Genomic DNA, 20,509 nt, shown 5'->3' on the forward strand with positions numbered 1-20,509 from the left:
TCGGCGCGGCGTGACTAGAATAAGAGGTGATCGCGAAATTGACGGAGCGGCCTGCCGTGGCGGAGCCGCTCTTGAGCTTTGAAAGGGTGCCCATGTCCTGGACTGACGAGCGTGTCGAACTGCTCAAGAAAATGTGGAGCGAAGGCCAGTCGGCCAGCCAGATTGCCAAGGAGCTTGGCGGTGTCACCCGCAATGCGGTGATCGGCAAGGTGCACCGGCTGGGCCTGTCGAACCGATCGGGCGGGACGTCACAGGCGGCGGCCAAGCCCGAGGCCAAGGCCAAGCCCGAACCCAAGGCCAAGGCAGCCCCCGCCGAGACCAAGCCCGCGCCCAAGCCCGAGCCGCGCACCGAACCGGCCCGCCCCGCGGCGGCCGAATCGAGGCCCGCGACGCCCGCGCGCAAGCCGATCGTGCCCGCCGGCCAGCCGCTGCCGCCGCAGCCCTCGGCCAACGAGATCAGCCCCGAGGCGCTGGCCAAGGTGCATGAGGTCGAGAAGAAGGCGCGCAAGCTGACGCTGATGGAACTGACCGAGCGCACCTGCAAATGGCCCGTGGGCGACCCCGCGACCGAGGATTTCTGGTTCTGCGGCCTGCCCGCGCAGCCGGGCAAGCCCTATTGCGAGGCGCATGTGGGCGTGGCCTTTCAGCCGATGAGCGCGCGCCGCGACCGGCGGCGCTGATCCTCGCCCCCGGCGTCGCCGGATTCGAAACGTCGCGCCACCGCCGCCGCGGTGGCGAAGAAACGGTCGCGCACGGGCCGCGCATGCGGGTTGGCGGTTTCGATCGCCGCCAGCACGCCGGGCGGGTCGCCGCGCACCATGTCGATGGCCTCCATGAGCCGGGCGTAGCTCGCCGTGGTCATGCGGCCGGGCAAGGGTTCCATTTCGACCAGCACCCGCGCGATCAGATGGGTGAGCCCCTGCACCACGGCGGCCTCGCGGTCATGGGCGTCGGGCGTGGTCAGGATCACCCGCAGCCCCAGCACGCGGCGCAGGAAGGCGGCGATGCGCAGATGCGCGCGCCCCCGCACCGGGCAGACCGCGATATTGCGCCCCGTGATCCCGTCGCGCGCGCTTTGCGGGCCGAACAGGGGATGGGTGCCGACGATCTGCACATGGGCCGGCAGGGTCTGCTGCATCACCCGGGCCGGCTCGATCTTGACCGAACCCACGTCCACCACCAACGTGCCGGGACGCAGATGCGGGGCGATGGCGGCGCAGGTTTCGGCCATCGCGGCCACCGGCACGGCGAGGATCACGATGTCGCAGGCCGCCGCCCGTTCCGGCGGGGCGCTGTCGTGGTGGACCGGGTCGTGGACGGTCAGCGGAAAATGCGGGCCGAGATGGCGCAGAATCAGCCGGCCGAAGGCGCCGAGGCCGAACAGGCCGATGGTGGGTGTGCGTGGTGTGCTCATCGAGGCTTTCCCTTGATCGGGCGGCGCCTCGGGGTTCGCTGGTCCTGCTCGTTGCAACCTCTCCGACGCCGCGGCGGTTGAACGAAACAGTCCCTCCCGCCCTATCGGGGCAGGGGATAATAGACGGCGAAGATGGTCGTCTTGCGAAACATGGGGCCACTCGTTTCATGTCTGCCGGCCCCTGTCAAGCCGATGACCCTGCGTCAGCGGCGGCCGGCGGGGTTGGATCTGCCAAAATGCCGCGTTAGCTGAAATCGACCGGCCGCGGCGATGGCCGCCGCGCCTTAGCCAAGGGGGACACACATGACCGACGCGACCGATATCGACGAATACACCCCGCCCGAGGTCTGGACCTGGGACGCCGAGAGCGGCGGGCGCTTTGCCAAGATCAACCGCCCCATCGCCGGCCCCACCCATGACAAGGAATTGCCGGTGGGCAGGCATCCGTTCCAGCTCTATTCGCTGGGCACGCCCAACGGGGTCAAGGTCACGGTGATGTTCGAGGAGCTGCTGGCCGCGGGCCACGAGGGCGCCGAATATGACGCCTGGCTCATCAATATCGGCGAGGGCGACCAGTTTTCCAGCGGCTTCGTGGCGATCAACCCCAATTCCAAGATCCCCGCGCTGCTGGACCGCAGCGGCGAGAAACCGGTGCGCGTGTTCGAATCCGGCGCCATCCTGCTGCACCTGGCGGAGAAATTCGACGCCTTCCTGCCCACGGACCCCGAAAAGCGGCCCGAGATGCTGTCCTGGCTGTTCTGGCAGATGGGCAGCGCGCCCTTCCTGGGCGGCGGTTTCGGGCATTTCTACGCCTATGCGCCGAAGAAGTGGAAATATCCGATCGACCGCTACGCGATGGAGGTAAAGCGCCAGCTCGACGTGCTCGACCGGCACCTGGCCGAAAACCGCTACATGGTCGGCGACGAATACACCATCGCCGACATCGCGATCTGGCCGTGGTATGGGCAGCTGGTGCTGGGCCGGCTCTATGACGCGGCCCGGTTCCTGGACGTGGAGTCCTACGAAAACGTGGTGCGCTGGGCCAAGGAGTTGGACGCGCGGCCGGCGGTGCTGCGCGGGCGGATGGTGAACCGCACCTTCGGCAAGCCCGAGCTGCAATTGCACGAACGCCACGACGCCAGCGATTTCGACACGAAAACGCAGGACAAGCTCGCCCCGTCACAGGAGTGACGGCGGCGAAAGCCGCCCCCTGTCAGGGCCGAAAAATCCGGCCGCGAAGGCGTCGCGTGCAGTCGGCGCCGCACGGCCCGGGCACGCGCCCACCCGGGCGACCGGCTGCCCTGCGTTGCCGGCGCGGCGCACGCGGCCCCGGCAACCGTTTCGTGACGAAACCCCGGGGAACCCGGCCTCAACGCAGGATCGGCGGCTTGTCGGGATCGCTGCCGGGGGCCGCGATCACGCGTGCCTCGGGCACCTTGGGCCGGGGAATGTCGAACCGCAGCCCGACCCGGGCCAGACGCTCGGCCACCGGGTCGGACGCGGCGACAAAGGTCACGTCCAGAGCCCCTGCATCGACCCCGGAAAAGGTCAGCGCCTCGCTCACCGCCTTGGCCAGCGGCGCCTGCGCCCCGTCGATCGCGTCGAGAATCGCCAGCATGTGCCCCCTCCCCCCGTCGCGATAGGTCACGCCGACCAGCCACGCCGCGCGTGCCAGCCCCCCCGCCTGGGCCAGCCGCGCCCGCAGCGCGGACACCAGTGCCTCGGGCAGGCCCTCTGGCGCCGTCAGCTCGGCAATCCCGGCTTCGACCTCGTCCGGGGCGCGGCCCAGCGTGTCGGTCAGCCAGGCCAGCGCCTCGGCCGGGATCAGGATCGACGAGGGTGCCACATCGGGGTTCAGCGCCAGCCCAACCCCCTGCCCGCCCAGCATCCCCGCCAGCACCCGGCCCGAGATCGCCGCATAGGGCGCGACCCGGCCGGCGAAGGTTGCCAGACGCTCTTCGCGGTCGAAGGCCACAACGAACCGGCCCTCCTCGAGCGTGAACAGCTCGGGGCTGATGGTTTCGCCCTGCGCCTCTTCGGTCAGCAACAGGAACAGCTCGGCATCGGCGAGGCGTTCAAAGAACCGCAGCCGCGCGGCGGTGTCCTCGGGGGCGGCCGCCATCGCGGCGTGGGCCTCATCCAGGGGCGTCGTTTCGGTCATTGCGTGCCTCGCCTTGCAGAACCTCGCGGACCCGCTGGCGCAGGACCGGCAGCAGCTCCGCCTCGAACCAGGGGTTGCGTTTCAGCCATGCCGTATTGCGCCAGGACGGATGAGGCAAGGGAAAGACGCGCGGCGCATGGTCCCGCCAGCCGCGCACGGTTTCGGTGACCGACGCCCGCGTGCCCAGATGCCAGCGATGCGAATGCCCGCCCACAAGGATCGTCAGCCGCAGCTCCGGCAGCGCCCGCATCACCTGCGCGTGCCAGGTGCGCGCGCAGACCGGCGGTGGCGGCAGGTCCGACCCGCGCGCGTCATAGCCCGGAAAGCAGAAGGCCATCGGCACGATGGCAACCCGGTCGCGGTCGTAGAAGGTGTCCGGATCCAGCCCCAGCCAGCCGCGCAGCCGGTCGCCCGACGGGTCGGTAAAGGGGCGGCCGGATTCGTGCACCCGCGCCCCCGGCGCCTGCCCCGCGATCAGAACGCGCGCCCGTGGCGAAAACCACACCACCGGGCGCGGCGCATGGGCCGTGGCCGTCGCGGCAAAGCGGTCCGCGCACAGCCGGCAGCCGCGAATGCGCGCGATCAGATCCGTTGCATCGCTCATGCGCCCTCCGGTGCCGCCGCCGCAGGCGGCCGGGCAGATCCGCGTCCGATCGCCGGTGTTCGAAACGCACGGGGTTTCACTTCGACACCCGAACCGTCATTTCTGCGGCAAGACCGTTGAAACACATTGCATTGACGTTGGTATTTTGTTTCGAATTCCGACATAATGTAGCCCAAATCAACGTGTAACTGGATACCATCCCCGAAAAGAGCAAGGCCACAATGGCCAGGCGCGCCGGGGCAAGGAAAACGACGGGCGACAATCGCCGAGGCACCATTTTCCGCCGCAATGGCGGGCAGGCGGAACCGAAACGAACGATGCTGGAATTTGTGAATGTAAGCAAATCCTTCTGGACGGGCACCCAGCGCAAGGTGATCCTGGACCGCGTATCGTTCCGGGTCGAGCTGGGCAATTCGCTGGGCATCCTCGCGCCCAACGGCACCGGCAAGACCACGCTCATCAACATGATGGCGGGGCTGGAGAAACCGGACGAGGGCGAAATCCGCCGCATGTGCAACGTGTCGTTTCCGCTGGGCTTCATGGGGGGCGTGATCACGCGCCTGTCGGCCCGCGAAAACGCCCGATACATCGCGCGCCTCTATGGTCTCGACCCCGACTATGTGGAGGCCTATTGCCGCTGGCTGTGCAACCTGGGCGAATATTTCGACCAGCCACTGGGCACCTATTCATCGGGCATGAAGTCCAGGTTCAGCTTTGCGCTGATGCTGGCGCTGGACTTCGACATCTATCTGATCGACGAAGGCATGCCCTCCACCACGGATGTGGAGTTCAACCGCAAGGCCGGAGCGATATTGAAGGAACGCCTGCGCACCACGACCATCGTGATCGTGTCGCACGACCCCAAGACGCTCGAGAAATACGCCAGATCCGCGGCCGTTCTGAAGCACGGCCAGTTGTTCATGTTCGACACCTTGGAAGAAGCGAAGCAGCTCTATGACTACGAAGCCCAAGGCTAGGAAATTCCGCATCCGCCGCACCACAGGCACGACCGGCGCCGCGCAGCGCGTCGGGGCGGAGGAAACGCAACAGCAGGCCGTCGCAGGCGGCATGGCCGGCGATGTGGCCTCGGCCCGGGAGGGCGCCGTGGATGCCGAGATCAACGCGATCCGCCGCGAGGGTCTGACCGGCCGGCAGCTGCGCATGGCACGGCGGCTGGCGCAGAAGCACAACCTGCCCGCGACCTCGGATTTCGACGCTGTGCGGCTGCTGCGCAAGGCCGGGATCGACCCGTTCCAGCGGACGAACATGCTGGAACTGGTGGTTCCCGGCAAGGACCGGGACAAGGACGAGGCGCCGTCCGACAAGGTTCAGCTGCCGCAGACCGTGCCGGCGGAGGGGGTCAACCTGCCTTCGACCGAGATGAACCCGCTGCAGGCGCGGATGCGCGAGATCGGCGAGATCCAGAAGGACATCGCCCGCCGCCGCCGCCGCAAGATGGCGCTGCTGTTCACGCGGCTGGCCTTTTTCGTGCTGCTGCCGACCCTGATCGTGGGCTGGTATTTCGCCAATGTCGCGACGCCCATGTATTCCAGCAAATCGGAATTCCTGATCCTGAAGGCCGACAATGCCGGCGGCGGCGGGCTGGGCAGCCTGCTGAGCGGCACCCAGTTCGCCACCAACCAGGATTCGATCGCCGTGCAGTCTTATCTGCAATCCAAGGATGCGATGCTGCGGCTTGATCGCGATGTCGGGTTCATGGCGCATTTCCAGCAGCCTTGGATCGACCCGATTCAGCGTCTGGCGCCGGACGCCACCATCGAGGACGCTTACAAGATCTACAAGAAGAACGTGAAGATCGGCTATGACCCGACCGAAGGCGTGATCCGCATGGAAGTCACCGCCGCCGACCCCGAGGTCGCTGCCGAGTTCTCGCGCAAGCTGATCTCCTATGCCGAGGAGCGGGTCAACGTCCTGTCCGAGAAGAAGCGCGACGACCAGATGAAGGACGCGCTGGAAGCCTTCGAGAAGGCCGAGGCCGAGCGGCGCAAGGCGCAGCAGGCGCTGGTCGAGCTGCAGCAGAAAGGCGCGATTCTGGACCCCGAGGGCGTGATCGCCTCGTTGCGCAGCCAGATCAACAATATCGAGGTGCAGTTGCAGGACAAGCAGTTGCAGCTGGCCGCGTTGCAGGACAACGCGCGCCCCAACAAGGCCAAGGTCGAGGGCGTCAAGGGCGACATCCGGCGGCTGGAAGCGTTGCTGCGACAGCTCAACGCCAAGATGATCAACGCCTCCAAGGGCGAAAACTCGTTGGCCGAACTCAGCGTGCGCATCCAGATGGCCCAGGCGGATCTGGCCACGCGCGACATGATGCTGCAATCCGCCCTGCAACAGCTGGAACAGACCCGGGCCGAGGCCAACCGCCAGGTGCGCTATCTGACCACCTCGGTCAACCCGGTGGCCAGTCAGTCGCCCAGCTATCCGCGGGTGTTCGAAGATACCCTTTTGGCATTCCTGATCTTTTCCGGTATCTACCTGATGGTGTCGCTGACCGCCTCGATCCTGAGGGAACAGATCTCGTCTTGAGGACCGCCATGAAGACTGTCTCTGTCGCCGGCCTGAGCATCGGCAACGGTCGCCCGTTGACCGTGATCGCGGGGCCCTGCCAGCTGGAAAGCGCCGATCACGCGCAGATGATCGCCGGCCGCATGAAGGAGATCTGCGACGCGGCCGGCGCGCAATACGTGTTCAAGGCCAGCTATGACAAGGCCAACCGCACCAGCCTGTCGGGCAGGCGCGGGCTGGGGATGGAGGCGGGGCTGAAGATCCTGTCCGACATCCGGTCCGGGCTCGGCGTGCCGGTTCTGACCGACGTGCACACCGCCGAACAATGCGCCCCGGCGGCGCAGGCGGTGGACATCCTTCAGATCCCGGCCTTTCTGTGCCGGCAGACCGACCTGCTGCTGGCCGCCGGGGAAACCGGCGCGGCGATCAACGTGAAAAAGGGCCAGTTCCTCGCCCCCTGGGACATGGTGAACGTGGTCGCCAAGATCGAGAGCACCGGCAACGACCGCATCCTGCTGACCGAACGCGGCGTGTCCTTTGGCTACAACACGCTGGTGGCGGACATGCGGTCGCTGCCGATCATGGCGCGCACCGGCTATCCGGTGGTGATGGACGCCACCCATTCGGTGCAGCAGCCGGGGGGACAGGGCGGATCGTCGGGCGGGCAGCGCGAGTTCGCCCCCGTCATGGCCCGCGCCGCGGTGGCAGTGGGCGTGGCGGCGGTGTTCATTGAAACCCACGAAGCCCCCGACACCGCGCCCTCGGACGGGCCGAACATGATCCCCCTGGACAGGATGGATCGACTGGTTGAGACGCTGATGGATTTCGATCGGCTGGCCAAGGCCGATCCGATTGATCTTTGACCTGCAACACACGGATTTTGAAATGAAGAAACCTGCCGCCGAGGTGACCCCGAACACCTGGGAATTTCTGCGCGACCCGATGATCGCTCCGACCGGATTTCGCGAATACGACGCGCGCTGGCGCTATCCGGAGGAGATCAACCTGCCCGGCATGACCGCGTTGGGGCTGGGGCTGGGCACGCAGATGCGGCGGCGCGGGATCGAGCCGGTGATCGCCGTGGGCAACGACTATCGCGACTATTCGCTGGCGATCAAGAACGCGCTGATCCTCGGCCTCATGCAGGCGGGCATCCGGGTCATGGACATCGGCCCCGCGCTGAGCCCGATGGCCTATTTCGCCCAGTTCCACCTTGACGTGCCGGCGGTGGCGATGGTGACGGCCAGCCACAACCCCAATGGCTGGACCGGGGTCAAGATGGGGTTCGAACGCCCGCTGACCCACGGCCCCGACGAGATGGCCGAGCTGCGCGACATCGTGCTGACCGGCGATTTCGAGCCGCGCCCGGGCGGGGCCTATGAATTCGTGGAGGGCGTGCGGGAGGCCTATCTGGACGATCTGGCGGGCGATTTCCGCATGACCCGGCCGCTGAAGGTGGTCTGCGCCACCGGCAACGGCACCGCAGGCGCCTTTGCGCCCGATCTGTTCCGCCGGATCGGGGTCGAGGTGGTGCCCGGCCACAACGAGCTCGACTATACCTTCCCCCACTACAACCCAAACCCCGAGGCCATGGAAATGCTGCATGACATGGCCGCTGCGGTAAAGGCCAGCGGCGCGGATCTGGCGCTGGGCTTCGACGGAGACGGCGACCGCTGCGGCGTGGTGGACGACGAGGGCGAGGAGATCTTTGCCGACAAGGTGGGCGTCATCATGGCGCGCGACCTGGCGAAGATTTATCCGGGCGCGACCTTCGTGGCGGATGTGAAATCGACGGGTCTGTTCGCCAGCGACCCGGAATTGCAGCGCCACGGGATCAGGGCGGATTACTGGAAGACCGGCCACAGCCACATGAAGCGGCGGGTGAAGGAGCTCGGCGCGCTGGCGGGGTTCGAAAAGTCGGGCCACTATTTCCTGTCGGGCGAGATCGGGCGTGGCTATGACGACGGGATGCGGGTCGCGGTCGAGATCTGCAAGATGCTGGACCGCAACCCCGACAAGTCGATGTCGGATCTGCGCCGCGCGCTGCCGCGGACCTGGTCCACGCCCACCATGTCGCCCTGGTGCGCCGATACCGAGAAATACCAGGTGCTGGAGCGGATCGTGGCCCGGCTGGTGAAGATGGCCGAGGACGGCGGCACCATCGCCGGGCGGCAGATCGCCGAGGTGGTCACGGTGAACGGCGCCCGGGTGATCCTGGACAATGGCGGCTGGGGGCTGGTGCGGGCATCCAGCAACACGCCGAACCTGGTGGTGGTGTGCGAAAGCCCCGAAAGCGAAGCCGAAATGCGTGCGATATTCGCCGATATCGACGCGGTGATCCGCACCGAGCCGGCGGTGGGGGACTACGACCAGACGATCTGAGGCGGGTCGCGCCGAGGGGCGCGCGCCCCGAAACGCGCGCGATGCGCGCGTTGCCTCCGGCGGGGATATTTGGAGCAAGAGGAAGGAACGGGGGCCTGCCGGCCGGCGCGGTTCAATCCTGGCCGAGCAGTTTGAGCAGGCCCTTCTTTGCCTCCTTTTCGAGCTTGTCCTTGAGCGCCTTTTCTGCGTCCTGCGGTGTCTGGACAGGGGTGTCGAGTTCCCGGCCGAGCTTTTCCAGCGCCTTTTCCCTGGCCTTGCGTTCCAGTTCGTCCTGTTTCGCCTTGATTTCGGCATCGAGCGCGGCGCTGAGGTCGGGCTTGATCGCCGGGTCGTCCCACGGACCCTTGATGCGCACCGAGATCGCCAGTTGCCTGTCGCCGCCCTGTTTCACCGCGACGGGCGTGAACAGGTAGTCGATGTCGCGGCGGCCCAGGCCGATCCGGCCGGCGCCCTGGGCGGTGATGCGGGACAGCTTGAGTTTCAGGTCGTCGTTGAAGAGATCCCCGTCGCGGATCGTGAAGGTGGCGGTGAGGCTGTCGAAGACGGTGGTGCCCCCGGTTCCGGTGCCGCTGCGCAGAAGCCGGTCGAGGTCGATGCCAGAGATCACGCCGCGCCCGGTGCCGATCTGCCCCTGCCCCTTCAGCGAGCGCATGATCGCATCGACCGAATTGCCGACCCCCAGCACGTCGATCTGTCCCGAGGCCTTGCCCGAGAGCCGCTTGACTCCGGCGAGCCGGGCCAGGGCGTCCTGCAGCTCGATCCCGTCCATCCGGGCGCGCGCCGCCACCGACAGGCCGCTGCGGCCGTTGGCGACGAATTCGCCCTGCACCGTGCCGGCGAAGACCGACAGCGGCTGCACCGTCACCACGGCGCGCGCGCGGTCGATGCGGATCGTGGCGTCGAGGCCGGAGAGCGGCGCGACCGGTGTCAAAACGCGGTTCGCGGTCAGCCGGATCGTGCCGTTGACGAGGCGCAGGGCGCTTGCGTCGATCGGATCCTTCGGCCAGCCGTTTGTCCCGGCGCCGGCACCCGACGCGCCGCCGGCACCCGCATCGGCGCCGGCGCCGATCGGAGTCAGGTCGAGCGTGTCGGCGGCCAGGTGGGCAACCACATTGGCAGGCTGGCCCAGAACGACATCCGCCTCGCCCGTCAGTCGGTTGTCGTCAAGGTCCAGGCCCAGGTTGCGCAGGGAAAGCCGTCCGTCCGCCGTCCATGTGATGTCGGCGGAGATCCGCGCCTTGCGGCCCATGCCCTGCGGCGGGGCGGCGTCGGGCTGGCCCAGCGCCGCCAGCAGGCGCGCGGTGTCCTCGGCCATCACCTCGGCATGACCCGCGGCGGCGCCGGCGGTGCTTGCCTGGCCGTCAAAAGTGGCCGAGCCGCCGGGCGCCACGAGGCGGGCCTGCACCGACGCCACCTCACCCGCCAGCAGGGCGTCGGGGCGCGCGATGGTCGCGGTGACGTCCAGCGGGTCGCCGAAGGGGCGGATCCGGGCGGCCAGACGCATCGGCCCGGCCGCGTCCGGCCAGTCAAGGGACAATTCATCGGCCAGAAGCTCGACGGGAGCGGCGCCCGGCGATTCGTAGCTGAGCCGCGCGCCGGTCAGCCGCAGCCGGTTCAGGGTCAGCGGCGTTTCGCCCGCCCCCGCCGTCTGACCGCCCCCCTGCCCCGTGGCGACCGTGTCGGACGCGGAACCGCCCGAAAGTTCCCAGTTGCCGCGCCCGTCCGCGCCCAGCTTGAGCCGCAGGTCGGGGTTGCGCAGGGTCACTTCGCGCACATGGATTTCGCCGCGCAAGAGATCCGGCGCGGACACCGCCACCGTCAGGGCATCGGCGGTCAGCATCGGCTCGGGGCCCGCCCAATCGGGATTGCCCAGCCGCACCGGCCCGGTCCGCACCCCCAGCACCGGCCAGAGCGTGATCTTGACCCCCTCGGAAAATTCCAGCTTGCGGCCGGTGCGCGCCTCGACCTGGTCGGCGACAAGAGCGGCCACACGGTCGCCCGGCAGCAACAGCAGCCCGACCACGACCAGCGCAATCACGACAAGCACGGCCCCGATCAATCGGATCAACCACATGGCACAAGCCCCATTCCGGTTTCGGTAGGAAAATGGCACCGGGCGGGCGGCTTCGCAATCGGATAACGCGCCGCGGCGGGGGCTTGCACCGCGCGATCAGCCCGCTATATGCGGCCCATGAGCACGAACCCGCCCGACCTGCGCCCCGACATCGCTCCCGCTGCCCGCCTGTCCGATGCCCCCCGCCCGGGCCAGCCCACCATTGGCATGGTGTCGCTGGGCTGCCCCAAGGCGCTGGTGGACAGCGAGCGCATCCTGACCCGGCTGCGGGCCGAGGGCTATGGCATCTCGCCCGACTATGCCGGCGCGGACGCGGTGATCGTGAACACCTGCGGGTTTCTGGACAGCGCCAAGGCCGAAAGCCTTGAGGCGATCGGCGAAGCGTTGACCGAGAACGGCCGCGTGATCGTCACCGGCTGTCTGGGCGCCGAGCCGGACTATATCCGCGAGCATCACCCGCGCATCCTGGCGGTGACCGGCCCGCACCAGTACGAACAGGTGCTGGACGCGGTGCATCAGGCCGTGCCACCCGACCCGCACCCGTTCATCGACCTGATGCCGGCGGCGGGAGTGAAGCTGACGCCCAGGCACTACAGCTATCTCAAGATTTCAGAGGGTTGCAACCACAAGTGCAAGTTCTGCATCATCCCCGACATGCGCGGGCGGCTGGTGTCGCGACCCGCGCATGCGGTGCTGCGCGAGGCCGAGAAGCTGGTGGATGGCGGCGTCCGCGAATTGCTGGTGATCAGCCAGGACACCAGCGCCTATGGGCTGGATCGCAGGCATGACACCGTGCCCTGGAAGGGGCGCGAGCTGCGCAACCACATCACCGATCTGGCACGCGAGCTGGGGCAGTTGGGCGCCTGGGTGCGGCTGCATTACGTCTATCCCTATCCGCATGTGCGCGAGCTGATCCCGCTGATGGCGGATGCGGGCAGCGGCGTGCTGCCGTATCTGGACATCCCCTTTCAGCACGCCCACCCCGACACGCTGAAGCGCATGGCCCGCCCCGCGGCGGCGGCCAGGACGCTGGACGAGATCGCCGCCTGGCGCGCCGCCTGTCCCGACCTGACGCTGCGCTCCACCTTCATCGTCGGCTATCCGGGCGAGACCGAGGCCGAGTTCCAGACCCTGCTGGACTGGCTGGACGAGGCGCAGCTGGATCGGGTCGGCTGCTTCAAATACGAAAACGTCGAAGGCGCGCGGTCGAACGCCCTGCCCGATCACGTGCCCGAAGAGGTCAAGCAGGAACGCTGGGAGCGCTTCATGGAAAAGGCGCAGGCGATTTCCGAGGCGAAGCTGGCGGCCAAGGTGGGACGGCGGATGCAGGTGATCGTGGACGAGGTGGACGACGAGGCCGCCACCTGCCGCACCACGGCCGATGCGCCCGAAATCGACGGAAACCTCTTTCTCGACGAGGGGTTCGAGGACCTGAAACCGGGCGACATCGTCACCGTCGAGGTGGACGAAGCCGGGGAATACGATCTTTGGGGGCGGCGTGTTTGAGGCGGCACAAGGGTTGTGTGGATCGTCCCATTGACGCGCGACAGGCTCCGTCACAGCATGGCCGGCGGTGATTCACGCAAGGGAGGACAACGCGCATGACCGACACCCCCATCATCGCGCAAAAGGGGCCGTTTCCGGTCGAGGTCGAGGAAGGCAAGACCTATTTCTGGTGCGCCTGCGGGCGGTCGCAGAAACAGCCCTTTTGCGACGGGTCGCACAAGGATACCGGCTTCAGCCCGGTGAAATACACCGCCGAGGCCAGCAAGAAGGTGTTCTTCTGCGGCTGCAAGCAGTCGGCCAAGAAGCCGCTCTGCGACGGCAGCCACAACAAACTGTAAGGCGCGCCCTGCCCGCTATTTGCCGGGCGGGGTTTCGCGCAGCTGGTAGATGCCTTCGGGCAGGTCCAGCGCGGCGGCGAGATCGCGCAGCTGGTTCGCCGACAGGGTGATCTTCTGCACGGTGTCGGTGCGCGGATCGTATTGTTCGATCGTCACGCACTCCGCGAAACTGTTGATGATCACGTCTTCCTGAAGCGGCGGTTCGCCCTCGTCCATCAAGACGATCACGGTGGCGTCGAATTCGTGCTCGATGCTGAACATGGGCTCAGACTGCCCCGCGCCTCGGCGGTTTGCAAGGGCTGGCCATGGGGGCTGGCGGCGGACGGGGGCTGTGATAGGGTGCGCCGACCAAGACCGCTGAACCGGACCGAACCAGAATGCTCCGCCTTTTCCTGCTGTTGCTGGCCCTGGGCCTTGCCGCCTGCACGGCGCCGGTCGCCCCGGTGGACCCCGAGATCCAGCGCGCCGCGCGCAGCTTTGTCGAGGTGGTCGGCCGGGTCGAACCCGTCGCCGAAAGCGAGTGCCGCCGCCTGACCGTCGGGTTGAACTGCAACTTCGTCATCGAGGTCGATACCGATCCGCGCGAGCCGCCCAATGCCTTTCAGACGGTCAACGAGTTCGGGCAGCCGGTGATCATCTTTACCGTGGCGATGATCCTGGATGCGCGGTCGCCGGACGAAATGGCCTTTGTGCTGGGGCACGAGATGGCCCACCACATCCTAGGCCACCTTGCCCGGCAGGAGCGCAACGCCGTGGCCGGGGCGGAGATCCTTGCCGACATGGCGGTGCGCGCGGGCGCCGGTCCGGCCGAGGTGGCCAATGCCCGGCAGATCGGGGCCGAGATCGGAGCGCGGGTCTATTCCAAGGATTACGAGCTGGAGGCCGACCGGCTGGGCACGGTGATCGCGCTGCGCGCGGGCTATGACCCTCTGAGGGGCGCGGCCTATTTCAGCCGCCTGCCCGATCCCGGCGACCGGTTCCTGGGCACGCATCCGCCCAATGCCGCGCGCATCCACGCGGTGCGGGACACGCTGCGGCGGCTGGGGGCCGGGGCATGAGCCTGACCCGGCTGGGCGTGATCCTGACCGATCGCGGTTCGCGCTATGCGGTGAGCGGCGCGCCGGTCACGTCGCGGGCCGAAGTCGACGCGGTGCTGGCCGAACTCAAGGCCGATCGCGCCTATGCCCGGGCGACTCACAATACTTGGGCGGCGGTGCTGCCGACCGGCGCGCTCAAGGCCGATGACGGAGAAAGCGGCGCGGGGATGGTGATCCTGCGGATGCTGGAACGCGCCGGTGTCACGGATCACGTTGTCATCGTAACCCGCTGGTACGGCGGCAAGAAACTTGGCGGCGACCGGTTCCGGCGGGTGCAGGACTGCGTGCGGGCCTATCTGGAGGCCACCGGGTCTGTCGGGTCTTGACCTGCATCAAGGCCGGACATTCCCGGTCGGCTATGCTGTTTTCACGGCCATCCACGGGATTTCGGGGCCGCCGTGGCAAAGATGGCCGGGCCTGCGGGTTGCCCGCGGCCCCGGTTGCGGAGGAGACTTATGAAACCTTTGGGACACCTCATGACTCATTTTCGGCTGGTGTCCTGCATGGCGCGCGCGGTGGGTGTGGATCCCGAGACCGCGCGGGCGGCGGGCGCGCTGAGCCAGCGGGCGTGGGCCGACATGGTTCAGACCTGTCGCCGCTGCGGCTGGGAGGGGTGCGAGGACTGGCTGAACAAGCACGAGACCGCGGAACATCCGCCCGAGGCCTGTCCGAACGCTGCCCGGATCCTGAGCATGCGCGGCCGGGTCGCGCGGTTGCAGGAGGCATGAGTTGGACGGATCGCCCGATCGGCTTGGGGATCTTTCGCGGCATTTCTGGCTCGCGCGGTCGGTGGCGCGTGTGATGGGGTTGAACCTGTCCGAGTGCATCGCGCGAGGAAAATTGACCGAAGATCAATATGCAAGGATGATAACCCGCTGCCGCGCGGGGGGGTGCGCGGTCATGTGCGAGGCGTGGCTGGCCACCCAGACCAGCCGCTGCGACAAGGCACCGTCGCATTGCGCCATCGCCGAGGATTTGAACCGACTGGCGAAATAGGCGGACCCTGGGGCGCCGACATGCAGATCGCAGGGCGGCCCGCGCTACGTCGGGCGGGTGCGGGGAGGTCTGCGCGACGGGGACGGGTCGAGGGGCGCCGCCCGTCGGGCAAAGGAAATGCGAGGGGCTCTGCCCCTCGCGCTCCCCGGAGTATTTTTCGCAAGATGAAGGAGCGGAAAGCGCACTGCCCTGCCGGAGGGTCTTCCGGCGGACGGCTGCTCTGGCGGCCGGGTCAGGCGGCGCGGGGGCCGAAATGGCGGTGGCCTTCGGCGCCGTGCCAGAAGCCGTTGGAGAGCGGTGCGGGCAGGTTCAGTTCCTCGAGCCGGGCAAGCGTTTCCGCGCCATCCGCGCGGCCCGCGATCCGGTCGGCGAAGATCCGCGTCACGGCCACCATGTCCGCCCGCTGCGGCAGCACGCGGAAATGGGAAACGCCCATGTCGCGCATCTCGTCGATCTCCGCGGCGAGGCAGAGATAGGAATGCGACAGGGTCTGGATACCGTTGACGACGAGAAAGCTCTGGTCTGTGACCGTCGTCAGGGGCATGCCGTCGGGGTCTTCCTCGCAGACGAACTGGCAGTTGTCCTTGGTCCGGCAATGGGCGCGGGCGTGGTAGCAGCGCGCCGAGACGGCGAGTGAGGCGCGGCCGAAGACCTGCACTTCGACCCCGACCCCGCGTTCGCGGGCCGCGGCGGCCATGGCCCCGACCACGCGCCGGGGCAGTTCGACCGGCAGGGTCGCATGCGTCGCCCCCCTGGCCGCGAGCCCACCCAGGGTTCGTTCGTTGTAGACGTTCATCAGCGGCCCCAGCCGGTGCGGGCGGCCGTCGATGTGGTAGAGGCCGGAGGTGTTGTTCAGTTCGATCTCCTGGCTGTCGATTGCGCAGAAGTCGCGCATCATGTTGCGTTCGCGGGGGATCACGACTTCGGAGAGGGACGAGAGCACCACCCGCTTGCCGCCGCGTTCGAGGCGGTCGATCACCCGGGCCAAGTGCCGTTCGCAGAAGGGGGTGCGCTTGGAGCAGATCACCTCGCCCAGGTAGACGGTGTCCACCGGGGATTCGTCGGCGATGCGGGCATAGAAGTCGCATTTGGTGTCGGCATCCCAGTGGTAGAGGATCGGGCCGAGGGTGAGCGTGCCTGTCATGTCTGGGGCTCCGGTGAGGTTGTGGTGGCGGGGATCACGGCATGAGGAGGGGTCGCGGGCGGGCGCCGCGCCCGTATGGTGTCTGCGGCGGGTGCCGGGGGCTCTGCCCCCGGACCCCCGGGATATTTGCGGCAAGAGGAAGGAACGGGCGGGCCGGTTGCCGCCCGGCGGCGGAATCGGCAGCGAGGATCAGTTGCAGCGTCATCGCCATTTCTTGGATCCGAACGCGCCCACGGTCTGTTTCTGGCCTTCGGTCAGCGCCACGAGGTCGTCCAGGTGCGGCTCTTGCCCGGCCAGCACCTGGTCGATGGCGGCGCGGAAGTTCGACACCACCTGCCGGACATAGGCGCGCGAGCGCTGCCGGCCTTCGATCTTGAAAGCTTCGACGCCGGCCTCGATCAACTGCGGCAGCAGTTCGGCGAGGTTCAGGCTGACCGGTTCCTCGAAGGCATAATAGGATTCGTCGCGGGCGGGCGTTGTATAGCGGCCCTTGCAGATCGTGGGATAGCCGGCCTGTTCGTCCGGGCCGAAGCAGTCGAAGGTGAAGTCGCCCAGCCGGGTGGTCACCGATCCGTCGGGGCCCTTGTCGTAATGCACCTGGGCTGCGGGCGAACAGACGCCGTCCATGTTGGTGGACAGCCCCGTCACATAGTTGGTCAGGCAGCAGCGACCCTCGACCATAAGCCCGTGATTGCCGAAGACGAAGGTTTCGATCTCGCAGGGGATTTCGCTCTTGATCTGGCGGATCTCGGCCACGGTCAGGATGCGCGGCGGCACCACCCGTTTCACGCCGAATTCGCGGACGTAGTAGCGGATCGCCTCGGGGCTGGAGGCGGCGGCCTGGACCGACAGGTGCAGGCGCAGGTCGGGGTGACGTTCCGCCACATATTCCGCCACGCCGATATCTGCCACGATCACCGCGTCCACGCCGAGGCGAGCCCCGGCATCCACGGCATCGCGCCACAGATCGAACCGACCCGCGGTCGGGAAGCTGTTGACCGCGAGCAGCACCTTGGCACCGCGGTCGTGGGCATAGGCGACGCCTTGCGCCATCTCGTCCGGGGTGAAGTTCAGCCCCGGAAAATTGCGCGCATTGGTGGCGTTCTGGAACCCGCAATAGACCGCGTCCGCGCCGGCATCGACGGCGGTGCGCAGCGCGGCGGGGGTTCCGGCGGGGCAGACAAGCTCGGGACGCGACATCAGCTTCCTCCCCGCCGGTCCCCTGCCCGGCGCAGGGCGGCCAGGATGGCCCGCCCCGGTGCCCCGAACAGCCCGGCCGCGTCTTCGGCAATGGAGCCTTCGACATCGTCCAGCGCGTTGCGCAGGCAGACGACGGCCTCGGTATTGCCGGTGATGTCGAGATCGCGGGAGAAGAACAGCGCATCCCCGTCGCTGTTGCCGTCCACCAGCGCCAGAAGATCGAAGAAATTCCCCGCGATGCGGGCATCCGACTGCGGCTCGCGCCGGCGCGGTTCGGCCCGGAACACCAGATTCTCGGGGTCCGGCACCAGCAGCAGCACGAAGGGCAGCCCGCGCGGGTCAATCACGAAGCACGCGGTCCGGTGCGGGCCGAGGCGGTCGAAGAGACTGGGATGCAGCCCGGCCACGCGACGAGCCACGCGGGCGAGGATCGGCTGCAGCAGGAACAGCGGGGGCGGCGGCAGGAACCGGAGCGGCCCGGCCCCCGTCGCGTCAGGCTTGCCATGTGCGATCTCGGTCATGGGGCCTGCGATAGCACGGCGCGCGTGCCCCTGAATTGACGATAGTCAAGACCGGCGCCGGGGGCGGCGGTTTCAGGCCAGATGCGCGGCCACCCGCCGGCGATGGGGGGCGTCGCGGTGCTCGAACAGGTAGATCCCCTGCCAGGTGCCCAGCACCGGCGCGCCTGACGCGACCGGAATCGACAGGCTCACCGGCAGAAGCGCGGCCTTGATATGGGCGGGCATGTCGTCGGGGCCCTCATAGGTGTGCCGCAGATATGACATGGAGGGATCGGTGCTGGGCGGCACGAGGCGGCGGAAAAAGGCGTGCAGGTCGGTCTGCACCTCGGGGTCGGCGTTTTCCTGCACGACCAGCGAACAGGAGGTATGCCGGACGAACAGCGTCAAGAGCCCCTCGCGCAGGCCGCTGCCCCGCACCCAGCCGCGCAGGTCGGATGTGAATTCGTAGAGCCCCGCGCCGCGCGTGGCGATGGTGAATTCCGTCTGCATGGGCCGCAGCCTGCCGCAGGCCGGGGGCACTGTCCAGCCTGCTCTCCAGCCCGCTGGACAAGCCCCGCCGATCGGCGGATAGTGTGGCCATGTCCCTCCCGCATGGATTCCTTGACGAGCTGCGCAGCCGCACGAGCCTGGCCCAGGTGGTCGGGCGCAAGGTGATGTGGGATGCGCGCAAGTCCAACCAGGCCAAGGGCGACATGTGGGCCCCCTGCCCTTTCCACCAGGAAAAGACCGCCAGCTTTCACGTCGATGACCGCAAGGGCTTCTATTACTGCTTCGGCTGCCACGCCAAGGGCGACGCGATCAGCTTTGTCCAGGAAACCGAGAACGTGAGCTTCATGGAAGCGGTCGAGATCCTGGCCCGCGAAGCCGGGATGCCCATCCCCGCCCGCGACCCGCAGGCACGGCAGAAATCCGACCGCCGGGCGCAGCTGGTCGAAGTGATGGAACAGGCGGTGCAGTTCTACCGCCTTCAGCTGCGCACCGGCGCGGGGGCTGCGGCGCGGGACTATCTGGCCGGGCGGGGCCTGGGCGAGGATGCGCTGGAGCGGTGGGAGATCGGCCTGGCCCCGCCGGGATGGGAGAACCTGCGCGAACACCTGCGCCGCAAGGGCGTGCCGGACGATCTGATGCTGGCAGCGGGGCTGGTGCGGCCGTCATCCCAGGGTCGCGAGCCCTACGACACATTCCGCAACCGGATCATGTTCCCGATCCGGGATCCGCGCGGGCGGGCGATCGCCTTTGGCGGGCGGGCGCTGGACCCGGGCGACAACGCGAAATATCTCAACTCGCCCGATACCGAGCTTTTCGACAAGAGCCGCGTGTTGTTCAACCACGGCCCCGCCCGGGTGGCCGCGGGCAAGGGGCACAGTCTGATCGTGGCCGAAGGCTACATGGACGTGATCGCGCTGTCGCAGGCCGGGTTCGAGGCCGCGGTGGCGCCGCTGGGCACGGCAGTGACCGAGACCCAGCTGCAGATGCTGTGGCGGATCGCGCCCGAGCCGATCATCGCGTTGGACGGGGACAAGGCGGGGATCGCCGCGGCGATGCGGGTGATGGATCTGGCCCTGCCGCTGCTGGAGGCGCCGAACGCGCTGCGCTTTGCCCTGATGCCCGAAGGGATGGACCCCGACGATCTGATCCGCGCGCGCGGGGCCAAGGCGGTGCAGGAGGTGCTGGACCGCTCGATCCCGATGGTGCAGCTGTTGTGGCGGCGCGAAACCGAAGGCCGCGTCTTCGACAGCCCCGAGCGCAAGGCCGCTCTGGACAAGGCGCTGCGCGAGAAGATCAAGCAGATCAGGGATCCGTCTATCCGCGCCCATTACGGACAGGAAATCAAGGATCTGCGCTGGCAGCTGTTCCGGTCGTCGCGGGCCGGTCCCGCCGGATCCGCCCCCGCGCGCAAGGGCCACGGCCGCACACCGCCCGCCGCGCCGACCCCCGGCGCGCGCTCCTCGATCCTGGTGGCGCAGGGGGAGACAGCAGAAACCCATCTGCGCGAAGCGGTGATCCTGGCCACCGCGCTGGCCACGCCGGAGGTGATCCCCGAATTCGAGGCGGGGCTGGAGGCGATGACCTGCGCCGATCCGGTCCACGCCCGGCTGCGCGACCTGATCCTGCGCCACGCGGCCGAGGATCCTGCGACACTGGTCGAAAAAATCCGCGCCGAAGCGGGGCCCGAGACCCTTGAAAACCTGCATGCGCTTCGCCATGTCGCAATCAGCCCGTGCGTCCGCAAACCCGGCGACGTGGACCTGGCCCGGATGACGATGGCCGAGGAACTCGCAAAACTCGAAGCGCGGCGGGGGCTGGAGGCGGAAATCGCCGAAGCGGCCGAGGATCTGGCCAGCGCGGCCGACGAGGCGCTGACATGGCGGCTGAGCCAGGCCGCCGAGGCGCGCAACCGGGCGCTGCGCAGCCAGTCCGAGGACAAGGTGGAATACGAGACGGGTGACAATGGAGCGCGAATCAACCGGCACGAACGCGAGGCCTTCGACGCGTTGTTGCGCCGCATCACCTATGCCAAACCCCGCCGCTGAGGCGTTTTCGTAAGG

The 20,509-nt window shown here is 67.9% G+C and carries 22 protein-coding genes; 13 read left to right on the forward strand and 9 right to left on the reverse strand.

Features of this window, described 5'->3' with window-relative positions:
* The first annotated feature begins 92 nt into the window (after window positions 1-92).
* Window positions 93-680, forward strand: coding sequence for a GcrA family cell cycle regulator (locus tag C4S70_RS12025; protein WP_104008346.1), 588 nt, complete (start codon window positions 93-95; stop codon window positions 678-680).
* Here the strand turns inward: C4S70_RS12025 and C4S70_RS12030 are convergent.
* Window positions 644-1,414 (reverse strand): prephenate dehydrogenase/arogenate dehydrogenase family protein, encoded by a 771-nt coding sequence (locus tag C4S70_RS12030; protein WP_104008347.1) that lies wholly within the window; start codon window positions 1,412-1,414, stop codon window positions 644-646. The genes C4S70_RS12025 and C4S70_RS12030 overlap by 37 nt on opposite strands.
* A 303-nt stretch (window positions 1,415-1,717) precedes the next feature.
* Between C4S70_RS12030 and yghU the strand changes: the two genes are divergently transcribed.
* A complete protein-coding gene (gene yghU / locus C4S70_RS12035; RefSeq protein ID WP_104008348.1) occupies window positions 1,718-2,605 on the forward strand; it encodes a glutathione-dependent disulfide-bond oxidoreductase in 888 nt (295 codons plus the stop codon).
* A gap of 178 nt (window positions 2,606-2,783) precedes the next feature.
* On the opposite strand, the gene C4S70_RS12040 is transcribed toward yghU, so the two are convergent.
* Both C4S70_RS12040 and C4S70_RS12045 read right to left on the reverse strand, forming a co-directional pair.
* Complete coding sequence (locus C4S70_RS12040; RefSeq protein WP_104008349.1) at window positions 2,784-3,575, reverse strand: SseB family protein; 792 nt, start codon at window positions 3,573-3,575, stop codon at window positions 2,784-2,786.
* The gene (locus C4S70_RS12045; RefSeq protein ID WP_104008350.1) at window positions 3,550-4,179 is read right to left on the reverse strand and encodes a uracil-DNA glycosylase family protein; all 630 of its coding nucleotides are present in this window, start codon (window positions 4,177-4,179) and stop codon (window positions 3,550-3,552) included. Before C4S70_RS12045 ends, C4S70_RS12040 begins: the two co-directional genes overlap by 26 nt.
* Window positions 4,180-4,496: 317 nt before the next feature.
* Here C4S70_RS12045 and C4S70_RS12050 point away from each other — a divergent pair, with 317 nt between their 5' ends.
* From C4S70_RS12050 to C4S70_RS12065, 4 genes are read left to right on the forward strand one after another with little or no spacing between them, the layout of a single operon-like run.
* Complete coding sequence (locus tag C4S70_RS12050; protein WP_104008414.1) at window positions 4,497-5,156, forward strand: ABC transporter ATP-binding protein; 660 nt, start codon at window positions 4,497-4,499, stop codon at window positions 5,154-5,156.
* Window positions 5,134-6,723, forward strand: a complete 1,590-nt coding sequence (locus C4S70_RS12055; RefSeq protein WP_104008351.1) for a capsule biosynthesis protein — start codon at window positions 5,134-5,136, stop codon at window positions 6,721-6,723. The genes C4S70_RS12050 and C4S70_RS12055 overlap by 23 nt, the downstream gene beginning before the upstream one ends.
* An 8-nt stretch (window positions 6,724-6,731) precedes the next feature.
* Window positions 6,732-7,565: a 3-deoxy-8-phosphooctulonate synthase gene (gene kdsA, locus C4S70_RS12060; RefSeq protein ID WP_104008352.1), complete on the forward strand. Its 834-nt coding sequence runs from the start codon at window positions 6,732-6,734 to the stop codon at window positions 7,563-7,565.
* 22 nt (window positions 7,566-7,587) lie between these two features.
* Entirely contained in the window at window positions 7,588-9,084 is a 1,497-nt protein-coding gene (locus tag C4S70_RS12065) for a phosphomannomutase/phosphoglucomutase (RefSeq protein WP_104008415.1), read from the forward strand.
* A 112-nt stretch (window positions 9,085-9,196) separates the two neighbouring features.
* Here C4S70_RS12065 and C4S70_RS12070 read toward each other — a convergent pair whose 3' ends face one another.
* The gene (locus C4S70_RS12070; protein ID WP_104008353.1) at window positions 9,197-11,158 is read right to left on the reverse strand and encodes an AsmA family protein; all 1,962 of its coding nucleotides are present in this window, start codon (window positions 11,156-11,158) and stop codon (window positions 9,197-9,199) included.
* Between the two features lie 117 nt (window positions 11,159-11,275).
* On the opposite strand from C4S70_RS12070, the gene rimO reads away from it, so the two are divergent.
* Both rimO and C4S70_RS12080 read left to right on the forward strand, forming a co-directional pair.
* Window positions 11,276-12,664, forward strand: coding sequence for a 30S ribosomal protein S12 methylthiotransferase RimO (gene rimO, locus C4S70_RS12075; RefSeq protein WP_104008354.1), 1,389 nt, complete (start codon window positions 11,276-11,278; stop codon window positions 12,662-12,664).
* A 95-nt stretch (window positions 12,665-12,759) separates the two neighbouring features.
* Window positions 12,760-13,002, forward strand: coding sequence for a CDGSH iron-sulfur domain-containing protein (locus C4S70_RS12080; RefSeq protein ID WP_104008355.1), 243 nt, complete (start codon window positions 12,760-12,762; stop codon window positions 13,000-13,002).
* 15 nt (window positions 13,003-13,017) lie between these two features.
* Here the strand turns inward: C4S70_RS12080 and C4S70_RS12085 are convergent, their stop codons facing one another.
* Entirely contained in the window at window positions 13,018-13,263 is a 246-nt protein-coding gene (locus tag C4S70_RS12085; protein ID WP_104008356.1) for a hypothetical protein, read from the reverse strand.
* Window positions 13,264-13,379: 116 nt separating this feature from the next.
* Between C4S70_RS12085 and C4S70_RS12090 the strand changes: the two genes are divergently transcribed.
* From C4S70_RS12090 to C4S70_RS12105, 4 genes are all read left to right on the forward strand, one after another.
* Window positions 13,380-14,060, forward strand: a complete 681-nt coding sequence (locus C4S70_RS12090) for a M48 family metallopeptidase (protein ID WP_104008357.1) — start codon at window positions 13,380-13,382, stop codon at window positions 14,058-14,060.
* Complete coding sequence (locus tag C4S70_RS12095; protein ID WP_200822760.1) at window positions 14,057-14,425, forward strand: YigZ family protein; 369 nt, start codon at window positions 14,057-14,059, stop codon at window positions 14,423-14,425. Before C4S70_RS12090 ends, C4S70_RS12095 begins: the two co-directional genes overlap by 4 nt.
* A 129-nt stretch (window positions 14,426-14,554) precedes the next feature.
* Window positions 14,555-14,827, forward strand: coding sequence for a DUF6455 family protein (locus C4S70_RS12100; protein WP_268807787.1), 273 nt, complete (start codon window positions 14,555-14,557; stop codon window positions 14,825-14,827).
* Window position 14,828: 1 nt separating this feature from the next.
* Window positions 14,829-15,095, forward strand: a complete 267-nt coding sequence (locus C4S70_RS12105; RefSeq protein ID WP_104008359.1) for a DUF6455 family protein — start codon at window positions 14,829-14,831, stop codon at window positions 15,093-15,095.
* Window positions 15,096-15,327: 232 nt separating this feature from the next.
* On the opposite strand, the gene ubiV is transcribed toward C4S70_RS12105, so the two are convergent.
* The 4 genes from ubiV to C4S70_RS12125 form a co-directional block, all read right to left on the reverse strand.
* Window positions 15,328-16,239, reverse strand: a complete 912-nt coding sequence (ubiV, locus tag C4S70_RS12110; RefSeq protein ID WP_104008360.1) for a ubiquinone anaerobic biosynthesis protein UbiV — start codon at window positions 16,237-16,239, stop codon at window positions 15,328-15,330.
* A 201-nt stretch (window positions 16,240-16,440) separates the two neighbouring features.
* Window positions 16,441-17,439 carry a ubiquinone anaerobic biosynthesis protein UbiU gene (gene ubiU, locus C4S70_RS12115; protein ID WP_104008361.1) on the reverse strand — a complete coding sequence of 333 codons (999 nt, stop codon included), beginning with the start codon at window positions 17,437-17,439 and terminating at the stop codon, window positions 16,441-16,443.
* Window positions 17,439-17,960: a ubiquinone anaerobic biosynthesis accessory factor UbiT gene (gene ubiT, locus C4S70_RS12120; protein ID WP_104008362.1), complete on the reverse strand. Its 522-nt coding sequence runs from the start codon at window positions 17,958-17,960 to the stop codon at window positions 17,439-17,441. Before ubiT ends, ubiU begins: the two co-directional genes overlap by 1 nt.
* Window positions 17,961-18,032: 72 nt before the next feature.
* Window positions 18,033-18,449, reverse strand: coding sequence for a secondary thiamine-phosphate synthase enzyme YjbQ (locus tag C4S70_RS12125; RefSeq protein WP_104008363.1), 417 nt, complete (start codon window positions 18,447-18,449; stop codon window positions 18,033-18,035).
* Window positions 18,450-18,538: 89 nt separating this feature from the next.
* Between C4S70_RS12125 and dnaG the strand changes: the two genes are divergently transcribed.
* Window positions 18,539-20,494: a DNA primase gene (dnaG, locus tag C4S70_RS12130; protein WP_104008364.1), complete on the forward strand. Its 1,956-nt coding sequence runs from the start codon at window positions 18,539-18,541 to the stop codon at window positions 20,492-20,494.
* Window positions 20,495-20,509 lie beyond the last annotated feature (15 nt).

It is taken from the genome of Jhaorihella thermophila (assembly GCF_900108275.1).
Lineage (GTDB): Bacteria > Pseudomonadota > Alphaproteobacteria > Rhodobacterales > Rhodobacteraceae > Jhaorihella > Jhaorihella thermophila.